General features: G+C 36.7%; 25 protein-coding genes. 17 read left to right on the forward strand and 8 right to left on the reverse strand.

Annotation, left to right across the window (positions count from 1 at the left end):
• Nucleotides 1–23 precede the first annotated feature (23 nt).
• Together CR194_RS03235 and CR194_RS03240 are read left to right on the forward strand one after the other, a co-directional pair.
• The gene (locus tag CR194_RS03235) at nt 24–353 is read left to right on the forward strand and encodes a thioredoxin family protein (protein WP_110608193.1); all 330 of its coding nucleotides are present in this window, start codon (nt 24–26) and stop codon (nt 351–353) included.
• A gap of 4 nt (nt 354–357) precedes the next feature.
• Nucleotides 358–780 carry a TlpA family protein disulfide reductase gene (locus tag CR194_RS03240; RefSeq protein ID WP_158282153.1) on the forward strand — a complete coding sequence of 141 codons (423 nt, stop codon included), beginning with the start codon at nt 358–360 and terminating at the stop codon, nt 778–780.
• Between the two features lie 89 nt (nt 781–869).
• Here the strand turns inward: CR194_RS03240 and CR194_RS03245 are convergent, their stop codons facing one another.
• A complete protein-coding gene (locus CR194_RS03245; protein ID WP_110608195.1) occupies nt 870–1,601 on the reverse strand; it encodes a metallophosphoesterase family protein in 732 nt (243 codons plus the stop codon).
• Nucleotides 1,602–1,743: 142 nt separating this feature from the next.
• Between CR194_RS03245 and CR194_RS03250 the strand changes: the two genes are divergently transcribed.
• The 4 genes from CR194_RS03250 (at nt 1,744) to CR194_RS03265 (ending at nt 5,339) form a co-directional block, all read left to right on the forward strand.
• Nucleotides 1,744–2,868, forward strand: a complete 1,125-nt coding sequence (locus CR194_RS03250) for a conserved virulence factor C family protein (RefSeq protein ID WP_110608196.1) — start codon at nt 1,744–1,746, stop codon at nt 2,866–2,868.
• Between the two features lie 176 nt (nt 2,869–3,044).
• Nucleotides 3,045–3,257: a hypothetical protein gene (locus CR194_RS03255; protein ID WP_110608197.1), complete on the forward strand. Its 213-nt coding sequence runs from the start codon at nt 3,045–3,047 to the stop codon at nt 3,255–3,257.
• Between the two features lie 26 nt (nt 3,258–3,283).
• Complete coding sequence (locus tag CR194_RS03260) at nt 3,284–3,763, forward strand: PH domain-containing protein (protein ID WP_110608198.1); 480 nt, start codon at nt 3,284–3,286, stop codon at nt 3,761–3,763.
• Entirely contained in the window at nt 3,756–5,339 is a 1,584-nt protein-coding gene (locus CR194_RS03265) for a PH domain-containing protein (RefSeq protein ID WP_110608199.1), read from the forward strand. The genes CR194_RS03260 and CR194_RS03265 overlap by 8 nt, the downstream gene beginning before the upstream one ends.
• 172 nt (nt 5,340–5,511) lie before the next feature.
• Here CR194_RS03265 and CR194_RS03270 read toward each other — a convergent pair whose 3' ends face one another.
• Nucleotides 5,512–6,477 carry a DUF2777 family protein gene (locus CR194_RS03270; protein ID WP_110608200.1) on the reverse strand — a complete coding sequence of 322 codons (966 nt, stop codon included), beginning with the start codon at nt 6,475–6,477 and terminating at the stop codon, nt 5,512–5,514.
• Nucleotides 6,478–6,968: 491 nt separating this feature from the next.
• On the opposite strand from CR194_RS03270, the gene sigI reads away from it, so the two are divergent.
• Nucleotides 6,969–7,712, forward strand: a complete 744-nt coding sequence (gene sigI / locus CR194_RS03275) for an RNA polymerase sigma-I factor (protein ID WP_110608201.1) — start codon at nt 6,969–6,971, stop codon at nt 7,710–7,712.
• Nucleotides 7,709–9,028 (forward strand): anti-sigma factor domain-containing protein, encoded by a 1,320-nt coding sequence (locus CR194_RS03280; protein WP_110608202.1) that lies wholly within the window; start codon nt 7,709–7,711, stop codon nt 9,026–9,028. The genes sigI and CR194_RS03280 overlap by 4 nt, the downstream gene beginning before the upstream one ends.
• A gap of 109 nt (nt 9,029–9,137) precedes the next feature.
• On the opposite strand, the gene CR194_RS03285 is transcribed toward CR194_RS03280, so the two are convergent.
• Together CR194_RS03285 and CR194_RS03290 are read right to left on the reverse strand one after the other, a co-directional pair.
• Nucleotides 9,138–10,073: a hypothetical protein gene (locus tag CR194_RS03285; RefSeq protein ID WP_110608203.1), complete on the reverse strand. Its 936-nt coding sequence runs from the start codon at nt 10,071–10,073 to the stop codon at nt 9,138–9,140.
• A 111-nt stretch (nt 10,074–10,184) separates the two neighbouring features.
• Nucleotides 10,185–11,240, reverse strand: a complete 1,056-nt coding sequence (locus CR194_RS03290) for a toxic anion resistance protein (RefSeq protein WP_110608204.1) — start codon at nt 11,238–11,240, stop codon at nt 10,185–10,187.
• Nucleotides 11,241–11,546: 306 nt separating this feature from the next.
• Between CR194_RS03290 and CR194_RS03295 the strand changes: the two genes are divergently transcribed.
• Genes CR194_RS03295 through CR194_RS03310 form a run of 4 tightly spaced genes read left to right on the forward strand, consistent with a single transcriptional unit; the run spans nt 11,547 to nt 15,732 of the window.
• Complete coding sequence (locus tag CR194_RS03295; RefSeq protein ID WP_158282154.1) at nt 11,547–13,091, forward strand: sensor domain-containing diguanylate cyclase; 1,545 nt, start codon at nt 11,547–11,549, stop codon at nt 13,089–13,091.
• Nucleotides 13,092–13,096: 5 nt separating this feature from the next.
• The gene (locus tag CR194_RS03300; RefSeq protein ID WP_146035904.1) at nt 13,097–13,615 is read left to right on the forward strand and encodes a hypothetical protein; all 519 of its coding nucleotides are present in this window, start codon (nt 13,097–13,099) and stop codon (nt 13,613–13,615) included.
• 12 nt (nt 13,616–13,627) lie between these two features.
• The gene (locus CR194_RS03305; RefSeq protein ID WP_110608207.1) at nt 13,628–14,968 is read left to right on the forward strand and encodes a purine-cytosine permease family protein; all 1,341 of its coding nucleotides are present in this window, start codon (nt 13,628–13,630) and stop codon (nt 14,966–14,968) included.
• A gap of 2 nt (nt 14,969–14,970) precedes the next feature.
• Nucleotides 14,971–15,732, forward strand: a complete 762-nt coding sequence (locus CR194_RS03310) for an NRDE family protein (RefSeq protein WP_110608208.1) — start codon at nt 14,971–14,973, stop codon at nt 15,730–15,732.
• 131 nt (nt 15,733–15,863) lie between these two features.
• On the opposite strand, the gene CR194_RS03315 is transcribed toward CR194_RS03310, so the two are convergent.
• Entirely contained in the window at nt 15,864–16,757 is an 894-nt protein-coding gene (locus CR194_RS03315; RefSeq protein WP_110608209.1) for a diacylglycerol/lipid kinase family protein, read from the reverse strand.
• Nucleotides 16,758–16,895: 138 nt separating this feature from the next.
• On the opposite strand from CR194_RS03315, the gene CR194_RS03320 reads away from it, so the two are divergent.
• The 4 genes from CR194_RS03320 to CR194_RS03335 all read left to right on the forward strand — a co-directional run bounded on the left by CR194_RS03320 (nt 16,896) and on the right by CR194_RS03335 (nt 19,493).
• On the forward strand, nt 16,896–17,246 hold the full coding sequence (locus CR194_RS03320; RefSeq protein ID WP_110608210.1) for a hypothetical protein: 351 nt from the start codon (nt 16,896–16,898) through the stop codon (nt 17,244–17,246).
• A gap of 120 nt (nt 17,247–17,366) precedes the next feature.
• Nucleotides 17,367–17,555, forward strand: coding sequence for a twin-arginine translocase TatA/TatE family subunit (locus CR194_RS03325; protein ID WP_158282155.1), 189 nt, complete (start codon nt 17,367–17,369; stop codon nt 17,553–17,555).
• Between the two features lie 76 nt (nt 17,556–17,631).
• The gene (tatC, locus tag CR194_RS03330; RefSeq protein ID WP_110608960.1) at nt 17,632–18,366 is read left to right on the forward strand and encodes a twin-arginine translocase subunit TatC; all 735 of its coding nucleotides are present in this window, start codon (nt 17,632–17,634) and stop codon (nt 18,364–18,366) included.
• Between the two features lie 218 nt (nt 18,367–18,584).
• Nucleotides 18,585–19,493, forward strand: coding sequence for a hypothetical protein (locus tag CR194_RS03335; RefSeq protein ID WP_110608211.1), 909 nt, complete (start codon nt 18,585–18,587; stop codon nt 19,491–19,493).
• Between the two features lie 135 nt (nt 19,494–19,628).
• On the opposite strand, the gene CR194_RS03340 is transcribed toward CR194_RS03335, so the two are convergent.
• Both CR194_RS03340 and CR194_RS03345 read right to left on the reverse strand, forming a co-directional pair.
• Nucleotides 19,629–20,300, reverse strand: a complete 672-nt coding sequence (locus CR194_RS03340) for a deoxynucleoside kinase (RefSeq protein ID WP_110608212.1) — start codon at nt 20,298–20,300, stop codon at nt 19,629–19,631.
• A gap of 18 nt (nt 20,301–20,318) precedes the next feature.
• Nucleotides 20,319–20,969, reverse strand: coding sequence for a deoxynucleoside kinase (locus tag CR194_RS03345; protein ID WP_110608213.1), 651 nt, complete (start codon nt 20,967–20,969; stop codon nt 20,319–20,321).
• Nucleotides 20,970–21,210: 241 nt separating this feature from the next.
• Here CR194_RS03345 and CR194_RS03350 point away from each other — a divergent pair, with 241 nt between their 5' ends.
• The gene (locus CR194_RS03350; RefSeq protein ID WP_110608214.1) at nt 21,211–22,059 is read left to right on the forward strand and encodes a DegV family protein; all 849 of its coding nucleotides are present in this window, start codon (nt 21,211–21,213) and stop codon (nt 22,057–22,059) included.
• Nucleotides 22,060–22,107: 48 nt separating this feature from the next.
• On the opposite strand, the gene fdhF is transcribed toward CR194_RS03350, so the two are convergent.
• Nucleotides 22,108–24,204: a formate dehydrogenase subunit alpha gene (gene fdhF, locus CR194_RS03355; protein ID WP_332888655.1), complete on the reverse strand. Its 2,097-nt coding sequence runs from the start codon at nt 24,202–24,204 to the stop codon at nt 22,108–22,110.
• Nucleotides 24,205–24,297: the final 93 nt, after the last annotated feature.

Consider the following 24,297-nt stretch of genomic DNA (forward strand, 5'->3'; position numbering starts at 1 on the left):
TATGTTATAAGCGAGGTGACAGAATGAAAAAAATAGATAGCCGTGAACAATTATTGAACAAGCTAAATACGGAACCTCAAATATGGGTTTATTTTTATGCTCCTATGTGCGGAACTTGTGAGATAGCACGTTCATTTATTAAAATGGTAGAGCAGGTGCGAGAAAATGAATTTGTGCATGAAGTTGATTTGAATTTTTTAAAAAATGAAGCTTTCCAATGGGAAGTGCAGAGCGTTCCTTGCCTCATTTATTTCGAACGTGGTGAACCACAAAAGAAATTGTACGCCTTTGAATCAGTTTCTACAGTGTTTGAATTTACAAGTGATCAAAATAGCGCAAAGAAAGGGGATTAAAATAATGGTTGCACCGAATTTTTCATTAAAGGTTATGGATTCTCATGAAGAGCGGTCGTTGGAGGACTTTCAAGGTCAAGCTCTTCTAATAACGTTCTGGGTGTCCTGGTGTCCCGATTGCCAACGGGACTTAACAAATAAACAGAAGCTATATCAATCAATGCAAACGAATGATCTAGAGATGTTAATGATTCATGTTCCAGGGCGCGAGTCTAATGAAGAAGCCGGTAAGAAGTATTATGATGAAAATGAGTTTACCTTTCCGGTTGTTGTAGATGAGGACACTAAAATGTATGATAAATACCAATGTATGTCGGTTCCAACAACTTTCCTGTTAAATAAAGAGCATGAAATTGTGGGACGGTTTAATGATAAAGCTTCGTTTCAACAGATGGTAGCTGAAATTGGGAATGTTCTTTCCCAATAAACACGTCCCACTAATTGATTCGAACATCCTTGCATATGTATAAATCATGCCATCACATTTCAATGTGATGGCATGATTTAAACGATGGATTATGGCTTCATAGCCGATTGATAAATTTCTTTCACAATATTTCTAGCTGGTTCAGGATACTCTTCAGCATCTAAATCATGACAGGCTCGCTCAATGTCATATTGAACACGCCTAAATTGTACCTGGGCGTCTTTTTGTGAGCGGTCAAACACTACATAAGAAGCACGAGGATCTCCATCAAAAGGTAAACCCACACTTCCCGTATTTATGACTTTCTTTCCTGAAAAGCTGCGCATAAATGGAAGATGAATATGTCCGTAAACATAATAATCCGCCCTTTCATTTGCCTGAACATAGGTCTGGTAATCGTCGTTAGAAGCTTGATCTGAAATGACATCAAACATGCTGGTAGGTGTTGCATGACATGCAAAAATTTGCTTCTGATTTGAAAGAGGAATCTCCAGCGTTTTTGGTAATTGATCCAAATATAGAAGATCATCTTCTGTTAATTTTCCCTTTGCCCAACCTTGTTCAGCTTGCATCATAGACAAGGCTTTACTTGGGACTTCACCTTCTCTTACACCGCGAACTATCCATTCATCCGCATTTCCTTTAATTACTTTTGCATCAAGTCCTCTTATAATATCTAGACATTGTTTTGGTTTAGCGCCTCGATAGGAAAGATCACCTAACACTGCTATGTGAGACGCATTAATATTTGAAATGTCTTCCAAAACCGCTTGAAGTGCTTGTTCATTACCATGAATATCCGAAATCATCGCTAGTTTCATCCTTCATCCCCCTAATAATCCATTTATTCTACTGTACCAAACTCTTATAATGATGTGAACTAAGCATGCTTTTTGGGTTCTTTTTTGCTTTATGGTACGATAATGGATAACCATATACTGATAGTAGAAAGGGGTAACAAACGTGAAAATTATTTCGGTTGAACCAACACCTAGTCCAAATACGATGAAATTTACCTTAAATACTTCTCTCGCTCAAGGTAAAGCGAATAACTATACGATTCAGAACATAAAAGAGGCACCGGATTTCGTTAAGGAAATATTTGAAGTTGATGGGGTCAAAGGTGTTTATCATGTTGCGGATTTTATTGCAGTGGAACGTACTCCAAAAGTGGACTGGAAAGTGATTTTACCTAAAGTACGACAAGTTTTTGGTGAAGAGACAAATGAACAATCCAGTTCAACAGTAAATGAGCACTTCGGGGAAGTCCAGGTACAGGTCCAAGAATTCAAAGGCATTCCTATGCAAGTGAAAGTCAGTGACGGAGAGTCTGAGAAAAGAGAAGGACTTCCAGAACGATTTATTGATGCAGTGGCGAAAGCAACGAATAAAGATGACAATGTCGTTTTATTAAGGAAATGGAAAGAATACAAGCCACGATACGGAGAGCTGAACGAAGTTGCACACGAAGTCGCAGAAGAGTTGCAGGCCACGTTTACAGACACAAGGTTAAAAGAGTTAGTGGAAGCGGCAACCGCCACAAATGACAGTCTAACACTAGAAAAACCAAAGAAACAGTGGTTAAAAGTCACTGAAGATATGCTTGATGATAAAGATTGGAAAAAACGTTTCGCGATCTTGGAACAAATGAGTCCAACTATAGATGATTTACCCGTTTTAGAAAAAGCACTTGTCGATGAAAAAGCATCGATTAGAAGATTGGCCACTGTTTATCTCGGTATGATTGAGGATGATGTGGTGATTCCATATTTAGAAAAGGCATTAGAAGATAAAACAGTCACTGTACGAAGAACTGCTGGCGACGCCATGTCAGATATCGGAAGTACGGCCGGCATTCCTGCGATGATTCGATCACTCGAAGATGCAAGTAAACTTGTTCGCTGGAGAGCGGCTATGTTTCTGTATGAGGTAGGAGATGAATCAGCCGTTCCCGCACTGAAAAAAGCAGAAGAAGATACTGAGTTTGAAGTAAGTATGCAAGCAAAACTTGCTTTAGCAAGAATTGAAGGTGGCGAAGAAGCAAAAGGATCCGTTTGGAAACAAATGACTGAAGCCTTTGATAAGTAATCACTGATTAATAGAATCAAGCATGAATAGGAAGGGGTGTCCTAAAGTACAGGGGCGCCTCTTTATGTATGTCTACCCTTGAAATGAAACTTGCCCATTTTTCACCTTATAATAAATGGAAATTTAGCGGTGCGTATGGTAGCATACAACTAGCATAACGAAAGGTAGGAGAGCAAATGACTAGAGAACAATTGATTCAACAATTAGAAGAGAAAAACATGAAAGAAATTTTAGAGTTGATTGAGGATGCAGAGGCAGGTCACCTTGAGGAATTGGAACTAGCTCCTTCACTTGGGTTATTAAGAGACACTAAGTTAAATGATGCTGTACTAAATCACTTGTCACAGCAAGGTGTAAATATTATTTACGTAAATGAAGACGACGAATGATCCAGTCATAGATGAAGGAGAAAAAGATGAGACCACTACCAGATCAGCCTTTAGCTGAGAAAACATTAAAAGTATGGAAAATAGTCACATCCCTTTCCTCATTAGTAAATTTACTATTCCCTTTAGCTTATTGGGGAGTGATGCAGATTTTTAACCTTCCAGCATGGCCTCTTTATCTGATTATCGCCTTGGTTGTTATTGGATCCCTTTTAAATGTCTTTCTTATCCAAAAATTACAATGGAACCGATGGAGATACAAAATTTACGCAAATGAAATCGAGTTAATGCATGGTGTATTTGTCGTTCGCAGAGTCATTATACCGATGATTCGTGTGCAACATGTTGATACGAAGCAAGGTCCGATTCTTCGCCACTATAATTTAGCCACAGTGACAGTTTCAACGGCTGCAACAACCCATGAAATTCCAGGGCTAACCATGGAAAATGCAGAAAAATTGAGAGATCATATTGCTCAGTTGGCAAGGGAAGCTGATCCTGATGAATGAGTGGAAAAGACAACATCCGGCAGCAATATTTATTAGCTTTTTAAACAATTTAAAACAAATGATCATCACCTTAATTGCCGTCTTTATTTTTGGGCAGTCTTCACAGGCAGCGAGCCCCGTATTTTATTCTATATTATTTAGCGGTATTCTACTATTTTCAATTAGTCAAGGTTTTATTAGTTGGTGGAAGTTTTATTATCATTTAAAAGAAGACGAACTGTTGATAAAGCAAGGACTCATTTTCAGAAAAAATCGCTATATTCGTAAAGATCGTATTCAAAGTATTGATATAAATGCTAAGCTTGTGCAGAGGTTATTCGGACTAGTAGAAGTACGAATCGAAACAGCGGGCGGAGGAAGTGAACCTGAATTTCGAATAATAGCATTAAAGAGAGAAGAGGCTGAAGAAATAAAAAGACAGCTCTTAACAAAGTATGAGAAAAAATCACCACTCTCTCTTGAACAGATTGAAAGTGAAACATTTATAGAAGAAAATCCATTCTGGTTCTTGCAAAGGGATGAAAAAGACCTGTCTCATGAGAGGGAAGAGAAGGCTGAAACCAATGCCTCCATCGATGAGGACGAGACTCCTGAATTCAAATGGGAATTGGGATCGAGAAGATTGTTGATTGCGGCGCTCACTTCCAGTGGAGTAGGGATTGCAGCCACTTTTATTGCAGCTGTTGTTTCTCAAGCTCCACAATTTTTACCGGAGTGGCTTATTGATCATGTCATAGGGTGGTTCATTCACTCGAGTATTTTGCTTATAGGCGGCACCCTTGTATCGATTCTTTTTGCAGCTTGGTTATTTACCTTAGTGGGAACTATTTTAAAATACGGTTTTTTCACATTGAAAAAGCGGAAGGATGATATCCATATTTCTAGGGGGGTTTTGGAGCAACGACAGTTGACATTAAATGCAACAAGAATTACTGCGGTCAGAATCGTGCAAAGTCCGATCAGACAACTGTTTGACTACGTATCAATCTATGTAGAAAGTGCAGGTGGCGGGACAAAGGAAGAGGATTTGTCAACGATTTTAACTCCTTTATGTAAGCGGAACGAAGTGGAGGGGATTGTAGCAGAAATTATCCCTGAATTTGCTTTTACACCTCAGTATGAAGGGCTGCCAAAAGAGAGTTTGCGTCGATATATGATTAAATTAATAGTTCCTTCTTTATTGGTAGCAGGGGTTGTAACCTACTTTGTTCCTTATGGCTGGATTTCAGTGTTCCTACCAGTAATTGCCGCATTACTAGGTTATGTCCAATACCGGTCAGCAGGAATTACTCAATATAATGACTTTTTATGTATAAGATCTAGAGCGATTGCTAAATCAGAAGTGTACTTGCCTAGACGGAGAATTCAAGATATGGAATCTTCACAGAATATATTACAAAAGTTTGATGATTTGTATACAATTCATGTGGCAGTTTTAACGACAATGGTTGGAAAAACATTCTCTCTTCGCCATATAAGTAAACAGCAAATGAAACAGAATGAACTATGGTATTCGTACGAGGCAACAAAGGCCTTTCAAGAAGAAAAGACTTCCAATGGTGACGAAGAAGCGTGATCATGAATGTCTTTTACTAAAAAGACTGAGAAAAAAATTTGGTGGTGATTTTGATATTGACCACCCCCACCATTTCACAGAAAAAACGCAAAGCCTTCTTCTCGGGCTTTGCGTTTTGTTCTTTGAATTTAATGAATATTTTCTCGGTAGATAATATTAGCTTTGTGCATAACTAGTCATTCGTAAATTGTGTAGCATAGGTAGTGAGAACTCTCTCACCTAAATCCGAGGTGAATTCAAATCGATCAAAAGTAATATCCGGCTCGTCTTCTAAGATCGTTCTCTCGTAGTGGTGCTGAACGACAAATTGATTTTTATCGTTAGAATAGGAGATGAAATTAACACCCGAGAAAGTTTTGTGATTAAAAGAGCTTAAAAGTTGGATAAGCAAAGAGTTATGGCAATAAACAGAGTGTTCATGACCTATTCCAAGTTTCTTAAGGCCTCTTTCCAAGGCTATTAAAGACGGTTCGTCTAGCTCATTCATCAAAATCCGGTAAGGATCAAACTGTGCTTTATTTAGTCTCACAGTAGAGCCGTGGTCTAATTCTACTTGTTCTTTCTGGTTCGTTTCAAAAAGGAAATTTTTAACATAAAAAGATGATCTCCACTCCCCTTTGACGTTAACTTCAAATTCAAAGGGACAGCCCTCTAATGAAAGCGACTCTTTTTTCTGTTCATCATAAATAAATAATTTTCTCCCTTTTTTAACTAGTTGATAATAAACGTAAGCATCTTCAAAAATTAAATGTTCAGAATTCAATTTTCTTAGTTCATGTTGAATAGCTGCTAATGTCTTATCATATCGCTCATTCATATCCCTCACTTCATCCCATTTCGTTTTAAGTGAGAAGGCTAGAGATTCTTTAAAGGATTTATTCATCGGTTCTTGGATCTCTTTTATGTTTTTGCCGGCTGTTTCAAGTTTTTGATTTTCATTGTATAAGATCGAATGCTCGCGATTTGGGTCTAATACATAAGCAGGATAAGAAAGGACTCCGATAATTCGTACTATCCCCCGCCAAGGTGTGTTCGGCTGTGTAATAATTTCCTCTAAAATAGCAACATATTGGCCGTCTGCAGCTTCGTCAATGACAACTTGGTGGCCAATCAGCTGATTAGCTTTATTTCGATTCATAAGTAACCCCACTTTGATGATAATTTATTCCATACGTAATTGGAAGTTATCTGATATGCTTCTATTATACTATTATTTATTCTTTTACAACAGCCTTGTTCTTGGACATAAAGTGAATAGTGTTATCAAGATTCTAAAACCATTTTCTCGTAGTATCGTTCTTCGTGTTCAAAACATCAGTAAGACAATATAGGCCAAAAAGCCCGGTCTTATTATCTACATGAAATTTTAATTATTACAGACCTTTTGCAGTCTGAAGGGATTAAAATTGGGTTTTAGTAAGACTTTCTGTTTAAATTTGTGTGAATGATGATCATTTAATTACTGGCTCGTCATCTTATTGTAAAGCTTCTAACATTAAATTGTAACGGAGAGTTAGGAGTAAGGTCACCTGTCAGATAAATTAATGTTGTTTATGATGTTTAAATGCCCCCCTTAAATTTACTTGGCGGGTCGAATCATAATATTGAACACATAGTGAGGTGTTTGTTGTGCTAAAGCGCCTTTTAGCCAAACCAAATCAGGATAATGACATAAATGAAACGATTGAATCGATTCAAGCCGGAAACGAACAGGCAGAAAACGAACTTATACATCAATATTTACCTTTTATAAGAAAAGTCACTTCAGGTGTTTGCAAAAGATACATTAACCCTTCTTCAGATGATGAATTTAGTATTGCAATGATCGCGTTTAGTGAAGCAATACATAAATATTCTTCTAATAAAGGGAGTTCATTTCTTTCCTTTGCTAATTTAGTTATTAGAAGAAGAGTAATTGATTATATTCGAATGGAACAAAGAAAAAAAACATCTCTTTCATTAGATTATAAGGATGAAAACAAAGAAAATATGGAAAATGTTGCAGAAATCTCGGCTTCTTTTCAAGATTATCATTTAGAAATCGAGAGAGAACATCGAAGGGAAGAGATTCTTCATTTTCAAGAAAGGTTATCAACCTTTGAAATTCGTTTATCAGAAGTGGCATCACAATGCCCTAAGCACTGTGATGCCAGGTTAAATATGGTGGAAATTGCGAGAACTATTCTGGAGCATGATCATTTGTTACAGATTTTAATGACTAAAAAGCGATTGCCAGTGAAGCAGCTTATGGAATATATAACGATGAGTCGAAAAACAATCGAGAGAAACAGAAAGTATATCATCGCTTTGGTCATCGTGATGTTAGAAGATTATCAATATTTGAAGGATTATTTGAGGGAGTGGTTGGAATGAAAAAAGGTGTCGTCATGGAGGTCGAAAAGAGACATATGATCGTCTTGACGAAAAATGGAGAATTCATTCGGGCTAGAGTAAAGGTCAATGCAAATATCGGTGAAGAAGTTGATTATTCTCCTGTTCCTGTTTATCAATTTCCACATTTTTTTGAACGAAAGATGTATAGTGTGCCATTAGCATTTATTCTTACTTTCCTCCTCATTTTTCCTGGATCAACGATTTTACCATCATCTACTGTCCATGGATTTGTATCGCTTGATATGAACCCTAGTATTGAATTAGCAGTCAACGATCATTATGAAATTCTATATACGGTAGGTTACAACGATAAAGGCAAGACTTTATTAGAAAAAATTGGGACTTCACTTGAAGGTATGACCCTTGTATCAGCCACAGATATTTTAGTAGAAGAGGGGCTTAATCAAGGAATGATCCATCGCTCTCATTCAATTTATATTAGTTCAGCATTTTCTTTTAGCGACAAGCTCTGGGGGGAAGACTTCCAAGGGTGGTCTTTAGATAAAACGAATGAATATGATTTTGATATTTATTCTATATTGGTTCATGAAGATGATGTGAAAGAAGCCCAAGACATGTCCTTGTCTCCTGTGAAACTATTATTAACGCAGGAACAAGATAATATGAATATAAACGACATAAGTAATACACCAATACATGAGTTAGAAAAAGCGGTTGGTCAAGAAATAGAAGATAAGGCAGACGTAGAAACGATTTCTAATAGCTCTTTCGATAAAGATATGAATAGTAATGACCAGTGGGAGAATCATAGCTCTCTTGAAACGGAAGATCAATCAGGTAATGCAAATATGGACAGTGGTCAAAACCAATCAGAGCGAAATGATTTAACACTAGCAAGTGAACAGGCTCATCCTCAGAAACAAGTTAATTCTATAAAAGAAAAAGGTCTCAGTGGTGAGAAAAGAGAAGATAAAAGCCAACGTTCTAAAGCCGAAAAAAACGGGGATGCAGATAAACAGCCTCATAATCAGGCGAAAGGAAATTCAGATAAAAAAAATGACTCCGGTGGTCAAACTGAGAAAGAGTCAGGAAACAAACAAGGCGGGAAATCCGATCATACAGGAAAAGAAAAATCAGAAAACAAACAAAGCGGAAAGCCTGATCATGCGGCAAAAGAAAAACCAGAAAACAAGCAAAGTGGGAAATCCGATCATACAGGGAAAGAAAAATCGGAAAACAAGCAAAGAGGAAAGCCTGATCATGCAGGGAAAGAAAAATCAGATGACAAACAAACTGGAAGTTCAAAGAAAAAAGAAAACGGACGCCCTCATTAAAGAAAAAATATTCTAGAACTCATCTTTTTATAATGGTTAAAGACAAAATAAATCAGCATTGTAGATAAAGACAGAACAGGGATATGAAAAAGATGTAAACGATTGCCGCTTACATCTTTTTATCAGTGTGTTCAGGGCTGTATCTCAATTCATTTAGTTTTAATAAATGATTCATTCTGTCAAGCCTAGTCGAATGTAAGTCATCCGCTTGACGTTGCAAAAAACTTCTCATATTTGATAATGATACAATCATTTGTGGATAAGTGTTTTTCTTTTGGTCTTCTGTTAGAGAGTCATAAGTATTTAGTAAATTTGGTAGATCGTGTTGTATCATACGCTTCATGTGGTGCTTTTCTTCTAAGTCAAGTAAATGGAAGTCTTCTGTACAACGATGGATCTCATTTAATAGATGTTTCATCGATTGATCTACTTTAATATCAATCGTTCTGTACTGCTTGTAAGTATGTTCTGCGGAGCTAAGTAGGGCTTTAATTTGATCTTTATGGTTCGTAGTGGGTTCTAGGCTCTGCTCTTGGTTAGTTGGTGTTTTTGACTCTAGGTCCTCTATTTTAATGGATTCTCCTGAAAGAGATAAATCGAGTCGGTGGAGATGATGAAACACAGATAAAAAGTAAGGATGCTTCCGAACATTTCTTACAATTGTTTTCCCTTGAAATTGGTAATAGATTGAAGAGTCAATTAACTTTCCGAAGCCATTTTCCATCTTAATGTTTTTACGGTAAGTGGTAATATAAACTCTTTTTTTAATGTTGGAGGAAGATTTATTAGTATCAATCATTTCAAGGTGTATTTTTTTTTGCTTAATTTTTATCTTATAGGCAAATCCTTGAATGCTTCGTTTAAATGTTTTATTTAAGCGAGGCAACTCCGAAAGGGCAGATAGATCAGAAATAAATTCTTCAGCTTCATAAACGAATTCTTTAGTGTGCTCATTTAATAAACTGGGTTCCTCTAATGGTTTCATATAGTTTGGTAAAAGTGGGATCACCCAATTGTGATCCCATAGTCGCTCACGCCAATTCAAAGGATTCACCCCATTCTATAATGTTCTAGTCAAAAGCAAGAAGGGGTAACTACTGAATATAAAATATACCAAGTACTTACCTCTTAAAAGTAACTTCATTCGATTTCTAACTTAGTTTAATAGCTTTTGCTCCATCTGCTCATTTAATTGTTCCATTTCTGTGATGAATTGTTTGCTGGATTCAATAATCCTGGCATTCGATTGTTCAGTCATTTCAATTGCAGAATAAACATTTTCATAAGCCTTTTTAAATGTTTCCATAGCAATCGCCGGTTCTTCTAGAGTTTTTAGCGTTTCCTCTGTGTTGGATTTAAGCATTTCGGCGTTATTTAACAGCATCGATTCTGTTGTTTTATTTACGTTGTGAACGGCGTCAATAACTCGTTTTTGGTTACTGAGTGACAATTGAATAGAAGCTGTGACAGTGATAATGTTTTTCGTCATGGTAATAGCATTAAAGATCGCTTCTTCTAATTTGTCATTATTCTCAACAATGATGTCAACGGAAGCAAGAGATTGCTGAAGAACTAAAACCGCTTGCTGCATGTTTTTCACTCTTGATAAGACTTTTTGTTGGCCTTTTTGAATGGGTGAAGGGTCATCTTGCCATTCATCTTTTTTTAATTCCTCTTCTAACATACCATTCAATTGCTTACCTACAGAGATTTGTTCGTTCAATCCGGTAATTCGTTCCCTGGCAACATCTTTTAATTGATGAAGCATTACCGTATCTTCTTGTAAGCGATCTTTTCCATGAAGCAAAGCAACAATAATCGTCTCCACTTCGGCTTCAACTGATTGGTATTTACGTGCGTATTTCTCCGCAGGACTTTTACGGATCATTTTAGTTAAAAATTGTTTCAATTTTCCTTCTTGCAAGTAGTTTGGTTCTAATTCAGAAACGACATCTTTTAGTTTTGATAATTGATCAGGTAATTCATGGTTCGGATCGTTCATCATATCACTTACCGGGCGCTTTAGCGCTTCTAAAGACTCTCCAGCTTTCTCTTGTTCTCTAGCGCCTAATTTCCCTATAGAGTTTAAGATCTCATTGAGACTTTCATGAGAACGTAACTTTTCTACGTATTCAGAAGCCTGGTTATTGTTTCCTTGTTCTTTCACTTGATGATCAGTAGATGTAAGGTTTTGATTTTGATCGTTATTCATATTTAATCCCTCCGTTTTTGAGGATAGCCGTTACTACAGCCTCTAATAACAAGTCCTGTCGAAAAACACCGTTCTTTTATTACGAATGATTAAATAAAAGGTTTCATGAACGAGCTCTTACTCTTCAATTATACAGGTATAAAGGGATTGAAACAATTCAGGCACTCGAAGAAATAAATGATTTAATTAAAGATTATATGGTAAAATGGTAACAGATTATTGGAAGCGATTACTTATAAGTGAAATTACTTGCATATATTTTATACATTTTACATAAGACACATGGAATGTCGGAGGTTTAAACAGATGTTACTAATCCTGTTAATCATATTGAATGCGTTATTTTATCTGTTTATGAATGTCGTTCGGTTTCATTTTTCACATGAAGTAAATAAATGGATATTTGCTATAAGTGGATCTTTATTTAGCCTGAATCTAGGAGTTCTTCTAGGCTTTCAACACTCAGTGTGGTTAGGTTTATTTGTCTTATTTGTGTTAGCTGCCTCATTTGAATGGATGGGTGTTTTGATAGGTTCTCTGTTAATACTAGCACTATTTTATATTTATGGTTTGTATTCAACTGAAGTTTTATGGATGATTGCGGGTGGTTATATCTTATTCTCCGTCTCTTTTGCAGGAATGTTCTATTATTTCCACACTCAAAATGATCGTTTATTTCGGTGGAAAAATTTCTTTTACAAACAGTCTAAAAATCTACATGTTCTAAGAGAAGTATCTTTGGCTTTACAAAGTACTTTGAAGTTAGACAAGCTTATGCATATTTTTTTGACGGCAGTTACAGCAGGTTATGGACTAGGATTTAACCGTGCATTTATACTACTGCAAGATGAAGAAAATCCTCAGCAATTTACCGGAACAGCTGCCATAGGACCACTAAGTGTAGAAGAGGGACATGAGATTTGGGAAAATGTCGTAAGTCAAAAGTTAACTTTGCGTGATTTCATTAAATTACAGAGAGAAGCTGAAATAAATGATCAAGAGCTCAACCAAAAGGTCCGATCTTATACTCTTGAAATAAATGAAAAGCACGAGTTGTGTCATCATGTTTTAACAAAAAAAGAACCAATTATTGTAGACGATCATTCTCTTGATTCAGATTTTTTGCTGCAATCTATAAAAGATTCGTTCTCCATGAAACAGTTTGCAATTATTCCTTTGCTGACAAGAGGAAGAGTGATCGGATTGATGGTCATTGATAATATTGTTGATCAAAAGAGGATAAAACATGAAGACTTAGACAACATTATGCCACTAGCTACTCAAGGAGCGATGGCAATTGAAAATGCGATGCTTTATGAAAGGTCTGAAAGTATGGCAATTGAAGATGCGCTGACCGGATTGAAAAATAAGAGGTTTCTAGACAGGATGTTTCCACATTTACAAGAGTCAGCGGAATCAAATAAAACTTCTTTAACTGCTCTTGTATTGGATATCGATAATTTCAAAAATTTTAATGACACGCACGGGCATTTGCTTGGAAACGAAGTGCTGATTCAAATGGGGGATATATTATCCTCAGCTGTTCAAGACGAAGGGATCGTATGTCGATTCGGTGGTGAAGAATTTGTGATTTTATTACCTAAAGCACCCTTGTGTAAAGGATATGAGGTAGCGGAAACCATCAGGTTAAAAATTCGTGACCATTCCTTTAAGGGCATGGAGTCACAGCCATTTGGAAGAATCACTGCAAGTATTGGTGTTGCGAACTATCCTGAATCTACATCTCAAAGCGATCAATTACTACATATTGCTGATGAAGCCGTTTATGAAGCTAAAGATAGGGGAAGAGATCGAGTCATTTGTTTCGAAGAATTACAGAAAGAGGTGTAAAACTCATGGTGATTTTAGGGGTCCTATCCACTTTCCTTGCTTTTCTATGCACTATTTTATGTAGTAAAGCTTTTTATGAACTTCTTATTAAATGGAGATCGGAAAGGAAATTAACAAAATTAAAAAAACAAATAGATGATATTCACTATTCTTTTGAAGAATTAATTTACTTCGTTTCACTTCCTAATCAAAACCCTGACATATGCAATGTCAATATAGATAAATTTCATGCTAAACCAGTTTATCGATCTTTCATTTTTCCTGTGAATGAAGGTCTGATGGTTTCAGTTAACCATCATAAAGAGAACATAAATATCGCTTTCATGGCACTGGATTCATTTCGTATTCCTTTTTTAGAGAAGTTACACCACCAATATAAATTAAACGAAAAAGAATATGAAGATATGAGATCCTATGTCTTAATTCATCCAAGAACGAGAAAATCTTTTATAGAAGAAGTATATAGACAAATACGAAGAGATGATAGAATCTTATTATTAGATGACCCCGTAGACTGGATTTAGGAGTGACTCATCTTGGAAGAAAGCCTTCAAAAAAAACGGTCGACAACGAAACTTGAAACACTTGGACTAGAGCCTGTTCCATCTGCCCTGAAAACAACGACAGCCTGGGACTATATTCGAATTCAAGTGGCTATTTCTATCAATGCAGGGAATATGCTTGTCCCGGCTTTGGCTGTCATTGAGGGAGGGTTATCATTTTTTCAAGCGGTCCTGTCCACTGTCGTAGGAGCATGGATTGCTTTTTTATTTGTTTCATTGCTCTCCTTTCCTGGGGCAAAATACGGCTTGCCTTCTCAGTATGTGATTCGTACGATGGTGGGGGATAAAGGGTCTATGTGGGTGTCTTCACCCGTCAGGACGATGACTTCCCTCTATTGGTTTAGTGTTCAAACCATTGGTGGAACATTGATCTTGCAAGAAATGTTTAGGCGTGCATTAAATATTCACATACCCTTTGTGATTCTTTCAATGATATTAGCATTATGCATGGTCTATTTAGCGATCGTAGGTTTTCAAGCAATGAAAAAAATCACTGCAGTTTTCACGCCATTTCTATTAATTGCTGGTGGCTGCATGTTTTATGTGTTTTTTACTTCTAATCCCGAGGGGAGTTCTTTTGTACAAATCATTTCCATGAATCAAGACGGATGGAATGGGAAGACCATGTTCTTCTATGCAAGTTTAGCATTCGTTCAGTATGTGTCTGGAGTTAGTTCATCTGCCGATTTGTCCCGCTACAGCAAGACAACAACTCATGCTTTTTGGGGAATCTATTTAGGGAATAGTATCGGATTTTTATGTACGGCATTGTTAGGAGCCTATACGGCAGCGGCAGCTAATCACTGGAACCCATTTTTGATCACAAGTCAGTGGACAAATTCTCCCATTTTATTTATGGTCATCATGATTGCAGCCATCTTCAGTATGTTAACGATTAACATGAATAATGCGTATACAGGAGGCTATAGTCTGTTAAATAGTTTGCCAAGGCTTGGCAGAATCCGAAGTGCAGTCATTTTTGGCCTAGCTGGAATAGGCTTAAGTGCATATCCAGGAGTTGTAAATGAAGCAGAAGTTTTTATTTCTCTATTAGGTGCATTTATTATCCCGCTATCAGCTGTTATAGTCGCCGATTTTTCTATTATTAAGAAGTTAATGATAACGAGAGAGTCATTGGACTTATTAGCCACTGGAGGAAAACGGATTAACCATGTGGCATTTATAACAGTACTCATCGGCATGGTGCTATATTTTGCACTTCCTACTGAATCATCACCAGGATTTATTGTGTTTATAATTTCGTTTATTTTATATTTGTTTGTACATCAATTTGTAGAGAAAAGGAAGAGATAAACATGTGTTTAATAGGTGTAGCGATGAAAGTTCATGAACAGTTTCCATTTATTCTTTGTGCGAATAGAGATGAATTTTACGCTAGAGACACGAAAGAGGCTCACTTTTGGGATGAGAACCCTTCGTTACTAGCAGGAAAAGATCTAGAGAAAGGTGGAACATGGCTTGGGTTGTCTGAGGATGGGGAGGTTGCAGCCTTAACGAATGTAAGAAGTTATGATAAACAAGAAGTTTCTTCTACTACTTCTAGAGGAGAAATAGTCTCATCTTATTTCAATGATCGGAAATATTTCCAACATATTTTAGAGAAGAAGAGTCATTACTCGGGTTTTAATTTATTGTACGGAACGATTCACAAACTAGTTTATACAACCAATCAGTCGTATAAAGATCAAGTGATCACGAGTGGGATTCATATATTAAGTAACGCAACATTAAATTCACCCTGGCCAAAAGCAATGAAATTAGAGCAAGGGTTAAGGGAAATACAAGATCTATCTAAAGATGAACTGACCGACTATTTATTTCACCTCCTATCTTTGAAAGAACCTTTTCCTGATGTTCATCTTCCAGACACAGGGGTTGGATTGACATTAGAAAGACAGCTTTCACCGATTCACATACTAACAGAAAAATATGGTACAAAAAGCAGCACGTTGATTCTCGTTGACACAAATGGAAAAGTGACTTTCATTGAAAGAACTTATGAATCAGATAAAAAAGATATTGAGTATTCCTTTTTAATAAGCCCTGAAAAAAGGTGATGATTTGAAATATTCTCGAAGCGCTTAGAGGAAAAGCAACTTTCCGCAGTGTGGTTTTCCCTGATGCTTTGTAAAAGGCAAACCAGTGTATATTTAAAAATACAATTCTTATCGTTGATAGCGTTATTTGTTCAGAAAATCTCAATAGATTTACGCTGAATAGAAATTTCTTGTGGTGTGTACCCTATTTTTTCACCGTCTCCTTGAATTAACACAGGACTGTTTGTTTTCACAGAAAAACTGTTCGTTTCAAAGCGATGAACGTAAGGAAGTTTACAATGAAGCTTGAAATACACTGTGGGTAAAACGAGAAGCAATGCAAATAAGGACAAGCGGTTGACTACGATGACTTCAAGTAGTCCATCTTGAGGATTCGCTTTCGGGCAAATAGGTATACCGCCTCCATAATAAGGGGTGTTTCCCGCAGCTAATAGCCATACCCGGTCTAATGTAACCTTTTCGTCGTTATCAAATGTGAATTCAGCTTCAAATGGTTGGAAGGTTCTTATGACAGTGAAAAATGTAAGTAAATATGTGAGTTTCCCAAGAAAGGCTCTGTTAAGTAAAGGTTTCAAGGGAGAATGGTTCGATTTAACAGCGGTTTCCGCATCAACCCCCATTCCTGCTACTGAATGTATATATTGATTGTTTATCATAATTAAATCGTAAGTATTAGGAAGGCCTTGCTTGATCCTAGCAAAGGCTTTTTTTTCGTTCGTAGGAATCTTCAAAGCTTTTGCTAAATCGTTTCCTGACCCTGCGGGAATAAGTCCAAAAGGCAGTTGGAAACGGTGTAAATGATTTATAGCTTGATGAAGGGTTCCATCACCACCCACAATTATCACCCCTTCAATAGTTCTTTTGGTTGACTTTATGTGAGTAGAGACCTGGTTCCAAAGTTCTTTTTCTTGATATTCATCTGTAAAGTATGGTACAAAAGATACACGATCATAAGAAGTTAGATATTTGGCTAGTTGACGGTATCTTGCCCGTCCGGAATTGGAATTGACGATAATAATATACATGGAGTGACTCCTTGTTTAGTAATGAAAAGATGGAACAACACGAGTGAAGCACATTCATTGTGAACCATTCGATTTTTTCATTATTATAGCATGTTGATGAGATAGTAAGTAGACAACTTTTAAGAAGGATGATGAAAGATGAAAAAATGGATTGCTTTAGGTGGGACACTGGTTATAACGTTGGTCGTATGGGGATTATTCATTATGGTTGTAATAGACATAGACAACCTGTCTAGTTCAGAAATAGATCCGAGTCAAGAAAGGATTGATCTTGTCAACGGCACCAATGAGAACAGATATGACGATGATGGTGAAAATGAGCAAGGTGATTTTGTTTCAGTTAATCAATTAGATGAAAAAACTGAGCAGAGTGATTTGGATGTGAATCTTCAGGACGTTCCTGACACAATTCCTGAAGTGAAGAATGGTGACGCCATCGGCTATGGTCAAGGTGTATCCATCGATGTTTTATTAGATCAGCTTCCTTAAATATGAACTTTCTTTGAGAATTTTCTATGCATATAGTAAAATCTTGCTGTAGCCCTTATAATGAGATATGTAAGAAAGCATCTTGTTAGGTTAGATTTTGTTTTAGGGAGGTAATGTAGCATGATTTCCAATATAGGGATTCCAGGGCTCATTTTGATTTTAGTTATTGCATTAGTTATTTTCGGTCCTAAAAAACTGCCAGAGATTGGTCGAGCGATGGGGCAGACGCTAAAAGAATTCAAGAATTCTACTAAAGAATTAACAAAAGATGATGACGAAGATTCTAATCAAAAAAAGGACGATCGATAAAGAGATATAAATGCAAGGTGAAGGGTGTGGGGTGCTTTCAATTTCACACTTTTTTCATGTTAAAGGAGAGACTGTCATGTCAGATCAAAGCATGAATGTACTAGACCATTTAGATGAATTACGCAAAAGAATCATGATTGTTCTCGCGGCTTTTATAGTCTTTTTTATATTGGTTTTTGTTTTTGTTAGAGAGATCTATGAATGGTTTACAAAAGATTTAGACATGACCTTGGCTGTATTGGGGCCATTAGACATTATCATGATCTATTTCACTTTGGCCGCTGTCCTAGCACTAGCTCTAACAGTTCCCGTGTTGATCTTTCAAATTTGGTTGTTTGTAAAACCAGCTTTAACTTTAAAGGAACAAAAAGCAACGATCATATATATTCCGGCTTCGTTCTTGCTCTTTGCCGGGGGACTGGCCTTTGGTTATTTCGTGGTTCTACCTATCGTGTTAAGCTTTTTACTTGAGTTAGGAAGTGGCACGTTTGAGACGATGTTTACAGCTGATAAATATTTTCAGTTTGTATTGAGGATGACCATTCCTTTCAGTATTTTATTTGAAATGCCTCTAGTCGTCATGTTCTTAACGAGTATTGGCATCATTACTCCTGAAGGGATGAGAAAAAATCGGAAGTATGCTTACTTCGCTTTAATTGTTGTGAGTGTATTAATCTCACCACCTGATTTTATTTCTGATGTCTTAGTCATTATTCCTCTTCTACTTTTATATGAAATTAGCATTAGTTTGGCTAAGATTGTGTTTAGAAGGAAGTTAAAGAAACAAAAAGAAATATTAGGTGATGAATAATCATCTCTTATTAAAGCAGCACCCTCACTGAACGAACTTAGTGAGGGTGCTGCTTTTTAGGTTCTTCGGTTAAAAAGTTGAAAAACTTGATACTTTTATGTGAACAGAAAGTACATAGGAATTTCAACAAATCGTCAATTAATATTTATCGCTAGATCGGTTTTTATAAGACAATGAAAGAAAGGCTTCGATCATTTTACAGGAGGGGTGGTATTCAAATGAACTTTAGGCATTCATTTTATTATAAAGGTCGACTGTTGCGAAGTAGCGTAATAAGTGTGGTTTGTTTGATTATCTATCTCTTGGCAAAAGGTCTTTTAGATATGATTCATCACTCTTATTACACTTTTTCTATCACTGGTCTTATGTTCGTGTATTTAAGCTGTTTACTAATGATATTTTTTGTTAGCTTACTTTTTGATCAATTCTCATTAGGGATCAAGGCAAAGTTCTTCAGTTTGTTCTTTTATTTATTCTTTTTAACGGGAGGAGCACAAGGGCTGATTCATATTATTATGCATACAGAAGTAAATGTGCTGGTTTTGCTAGGGTTGTCCGGTTTTACCTCTTTGATTATTTCGACTATGATGATCGTCGTATTTCCAGCCTCATTAAAGAAAAGGCAATCTTATATAGACCAATTACGTAGGTATTACAAAAGAAGACCTCTTATGAATTGGATCATAAGAATGACATGCGGAATGTTCTTTTTATTTATAACTTACTATTTGCTTAATAGTATGATATTTCCATTTATTGAACCTTATTACTTAAGTTCTGGCACACCTTTTCTGGTTCAAGAGGGTAATTATCAAGCTATTGAGCGAGCGGCTATGGCAACTTATTCATTGATGATGATCGTTGCATTTATCCCGCTGTTTGCATTGTGGAAAGGTTCTAAGTCTTCGTTGTTATTTTGGTTTGGATTCCCCTTATTTGTATTGGTTGCATTGCAGCCATTCCTTCTGTTTTTTCATTGGCCTCTTGGGTTCAGGTTTCCTATTTTCATACAAACGACTCTAGTTATATATATTCAAACAATTATTCTTGTTCAAATGTTTTATTTACCTAGTGAGTACCAAGAGGAAGAGTATTTTTTTCTGGTCCTCAATTCTTTGAAACTGTAAAAAAAGTTAGACACAGTAAAATGCGATCATGCAAACTATAAGGAGGACCAAAAGTGAATACTTTGGGCCTCCTCTTAGAAAAAAGTAGTAATTCAATTTATCCATATGGCTTAGTAGTTTCAGGCCCTCCGTACATCAAGCTAATTTCAAATAGGAAATGTCGTTATTTCTTTGCATTTTCTCTAATGCTTGAATAATTTCTTTTACAGAGTCTTGATCGTGACAGTCATAATGATCGATATCCAAGTGAAGCAAAGGACATTCGGTGAATTCAGAAATCCATAATTTATAGCGTTTGTATAGATCTTCCCAAAATGAAACTGGCGTATTCGTTTCCATCTCGCGACCACGATTTTCTATTCGCTGCATAATGCTTTCAAATGATCCGTCAATATAAATTAACACATCGGGTTTTGGAAAATATGGAGACATCACCATCGCCTCGAATAATGAGTGATACGTCTCATAATCCCGGTTTGTCATATTTCCTTGATCATACTGTAGTTTGGCAAAGATTCCAACATCTTCGTAAATACTACGATCTTGAACATAACCTAAACCATCTTCGTGCATTCGTTTTTGCTGTTTAAATCTTTCAGCTAGAAAATACATTTGTAAGTGAAAAGACCATGTTTTAAAATCTCTGTAATAGTCTTCTAAGTAAGGGTTACCGTCTACTTTTTCAAAAGCCGATTTAAAGCCCAAAGAATCAGCAAGGACATTTGTTAACGTAGATTTCCCCACGCCCACAGTACCTGCTAAGGTAATAAGCGATTGAGGATTCAAGTTATGATTTATTCTCTCCATTTAAGCCACTCCAGTAAGTTAAAATAGCGATCGTTTGTTTTTTAGTGCATAGTAGATTTGATCAAGAATACGATTGAAATCCTCTTCATTCTGGACAAAGTCCATTTCATCCCCGTCAAAACTTAAAATCGGGATATCTGGATAAACCCTATGATGATCTTTCATAAATTGTTGGTAGTCTGCAGAAAGCTGTTTTAAGTAATTAGGCTCAATAGATTGCTCTATACTTCTTCCACGCAGTTTAATGCGCTCTAATAATGTAGGCAGACTTGCATTGAGATAAATAATGATATTAGGTTTAGGCAAATCATCTGTTAAGATATTATAAATGCGATCGTATTTATCGAAGTGATGGTTTTTCAACGTTTGTTTAGCAAATAAATGATTTTTAAAAATATGGTAATCGCTGACCACAGGATGGCCTTTCTTTAAATATCGTTCATATGTATCTTCAAGTTGTTTAAATCGATTACATAAAAAAAACATCTCTGTTTGAAAGCTCCACTCATCAATATCTTCGTAAAATTTAGATAAAAAAGGGTTCTCATCCACAATTTCTTTTAAGATATGATATTGGAAATGATCAGATAGTTTCGTAGCTAAAGAAGTTTTTCCTACTCCTATAGGACCTTCAATGGCAATAAACGGAGCATCAAATTGGTTGCTCACCTTAATGATTCCTCCTTTCAAAGAAATTGTCGAATTGATAACAGCAACGTATATTTTAACACAAAGATTCGTTCATTTAACAGTTTAAAATGAATTTTTTAATTAGCATGTAGAGAAGTAATTGTTCCATTACTTAAGAAGATCCCAAATGTTCATGGATTAACAGATGTCTTAACTTAACAAGGGTCTATAACTATAGTAAAATAAAAAGATATTTCATAGTATTCAAAGGGGTGATTAAATGAGTAAGAAGGTAAAGATTGTCACGGATTCAACATTAGATTTAACGAAGGAAGAAGTGGAAGAGCTAGGGGTAACTATCGTCCCGTTGTCTGTAACAGTAGACGGGAAATCTTACTTGGATGGAATAGATATTACTTCCTCTGAATTTTCCAAACTACTAGTCAAATCCGACGAAGTCCCTCAAAGTTCTCAGCCATCAACGGGGTCCTTTTTGGAAGTTTATGATGAATTAGGGAAAGATGGCAGTTCCATTCTATCCATACATATGTCAAGCGGCATGAGTGGAACTTACATGTCAGCAAAAACAGCGTCAGACATGACAGATAGTCATGTAACAGTCGTCGATTCGAAGTTTATTTCAGTCGCACTTGGCTTTCAAGTTAGAGAAGCTGCCATTTTGGCAAACGAGGGCAAAGGAATCGAAGAAATTCTCGAACGCCTCGACAAAACACGAAAAAACAGCTCTTTGTATATTATGGTTGACACACTTGATTATCTCGTAAAAGGAGGAAGAATTGGAAGAGGAAAAGCATTTCTAGGGTCCTTGTTAAAGATCAAACCGATCGCTTCCTTGGATGATGGAGTCTATACACCAGCTACGAAGGTTAGGACTCACGTTCAGATGATTAAATTTATGAAAAACACGTTTTTAGAAGAGGCAAAAGGAAAAACGGTTAAAGGCATTGGCATTGCCCAAATCGAAGCAACAGAATTAGCCAATCAATTGAAAGATACATTGAGTGAAGTCTCTGGATTTGATGATATCTCCATTATCGAAACGACGCCGATCGTAAGTACTCATACGGGACCAGGTGCCCTGGCTTTAATGTACTACTTTGAAGAATAATAAAAACAGGTCGTGACATCCGTCGTGACCTGTTTTCGGTAGTAGATGTTAAGAACTGATTTTTTTAACGTTTACTGCGCAAGCTTTGTATTCGGCTGTGCCTGAAATGGGGTCGAATTCATTAATTGTGAGTACATTTGTTGGCACTTCTGGCCAATGGAAACTCATAAATACAAGGTTTGGTTGGACTTCTTCCGTAATCCTAGCCTTTACTTTCACTTCCCCCCGTCTGGAACTTACAAGGACATATTCGCCATTTTTAATGGTCAATCGTTCAGCATCGTCTGGATGAATATCAACGGTTTCTTCAAACTGTTTTCTTTTTAAAGTATCTGGATAATACTTTGTTTGTGTATGCGTATTATAAGGTTCATATCTTCGTCCTGTCGTTAATGTGAATGGATAATTTTGATCTGGTAATTCCACAGGTTCAGTGTAATCAACTGGGGTAAAAGGTGCCAATCTATCTTTTTTCCCTTTTAGATGAAGTTCTTGATGAATTATGGCGGTTCCTGGATGAGTTTCGTCAGGACAAGGATATTGAAGGCTCATTTCTTTTTCTAACCGCTCGTAAGACATTCCACCATATAAGTGAGGAGCAGTTTGACGGACTTCATTCCAAATTTGTTCTGAAGACTGATAGTTCATCGGGTAGCCCATCAATGTAGCTAAATCAGATAATATTTTCCAATCGTCAAGGGCTATTCCTTGTGCTGATACAGCTTTTCTTACCCGTTGAACTCTTCGATCAGTGTTCGTATAAGTTCCTTCAACCTCAGCCCACCCTTTCGCAGGAAGAACCACGTCTGCAAGTTCGGCGGTCTCAGTCATAAATAAATCCTGCACAACGAGGAAATCTAATTTTTTGAAAAGTTCTGTCGTGTGATTTTTATGCACATCTGCAACAATTGGATTTTCTCCAATAATATATAAAGCTTTCATTAAGCCATCTTCCATCTTTTCCAACATACCTGTCTGGGTTTTTCCGATTGTGGGATTAAGTGAGACATTCCATGCTTGCTCTAATGTGTTCCGATATTTCGAGTCCGCTAAAGAAATACCTCCGGGTAGTTGATTAGGTAAACAACCCATATCTCCTGCACCTTGAACGTTGTTTTGACCTCTTAAGGGCATAATGCCTGTTCCAACTCGTCCGATATGTCCGGTTAAGAGAGCCATGTTAGCTATATCAAATACATTATTTACGCCGCAATGATGTTCAGTTATTCCAAGTGTATAGCAAATCATGGCTCGATCTGCCAGGGCATAAAGTTTTGCTGCTTCAAAAATATCCTTTTTATCCACACCAGTGATTTGTTCGACCTTGTCTAAAGGATAAGAGGCTACATGTTTTTTTAGCTGTTCAAATTTCGCAGAATTTTGTTCCACGAAAGGTTGATTATGCCATTCGTTTTCGATGATAACATTCATTATGCCATTCATTAATGCGATATCAGAGCCAACTCTCAATGGCAAATGCTTCACGGATGATTTAGTCATACTGATTTTTCTAGGGTCGATGACAACAATTTTTAACCCTTTTTTTGCAGCTTTTTTCATTCTGTTTGCAATAATAGGATGAGCATCGGTCGTGTTTGAGCCAATTAAGAGAAGCACATCAGCTCGATCAATATCCATAATAGAACTTGTTGGAGCACCATTGCCAAATACAGTCGCCAGACCGGCGACGGATGGGGCGTGTCACGTTCGATTACATCCGTCAATATTATTCGTATTCATTACTGCACGGGTGAATTTTTGTGTAACATAGTTCACTTCATTTGTTGCCCTTGCGCAAGCAAACATAGAGAAAGCGTCTCCGCCAAACTGTTGCTTTATTGCAGTCAATTTCGTGGAGATATAGTTTAGAGCCTCTTGCCATGTAGCTTCAGTAAATTTGCCGTTCTTCTTGATCAGCGGTGTCCGGAGTCGGTCTTCCGAGTGAATATAGTGGTAGCCAAAAGCTCCTTTAATACATGTTTGACCTTGATTGACAGGAGCGGCTTTATTTCCTCTGACACGAACGATGCGGTCCTCTTCTACATCGATAATCAATCCACAGCCGGTTCCGCAATAAGCGCAAGTAGTCTCTACTTGTGTGCGTTCTGACATAACGATCAGTCCTTTCAGATAGCTTACTTTCATTTTATCAAAATGAATGATAGCGCTTACTATTCCAAAGTGGAGATTCTATGAACTTTTCTAAGAAATTCACTCTAAACATTTGAGGTATTTTTT

Source organism: Salipaludibacillus keqinensis (genome assembly GCF_003226325.1).
GTDB lineage: Bacteria > Bacillota > Bacilli > Bacillales > Salisediminibacteriaceae > Salipaludibacillus > Salipaludibacillus keqinensis.